1 pseudogene is annotated in these 321 nt (G+C 37.4%); it reads right to left on the reverse strand.

Annotated elements, in window-relative coordinates:
• Window positions 1-121: 121 nt before the first annotated feature.
• Window positions 122-321 (reverse strand): annotated as a pseudogene (locus E5355_RS19280) (UDP-GlcNAc--UDP-phosphate GlcNAc-1-phosphate transferase); the annotation flags it as partial.

Genomic DNA, 321 nt, shown 5'->3' on the forward strand with positions numbered 1-321 from the left:
ATGCCTGCAAACAAAGAAAACAGCCTCGCTGAAGCTGTTTTCTGAGATAAGTTTACAAAGTATTGATTTACAATCTAACAGATTAGGCAAGCCAACTTAATCAAGAAAAGGAAAGCCTATTTCAAATGGATTGATGTAATCCAAAATACCTTCTCATGAAACAGACATAAATGAGACTTAACAAAAGGATGGTACATAGCAGATACCGGTAGCCTGAATCCAGACACATTATATATCCTACGACAATGATTGCCTGCACTGCCATATAAATAGAAGAAACCACCACATGAGGAACCTTCAGCTCATTCGCCATAATCTGAT

This window comes from Bacteroides muris (ex Afrizal et al. 2022) (genome assembly GCF_004793475.1).
Taxonomy (GTDB): domain Bacteria; phylum Bacteroidota; class Bacteroidia; order Bacteroidales; family Bacteroidaceae; genus Bacteroides; species Bacteroides muris.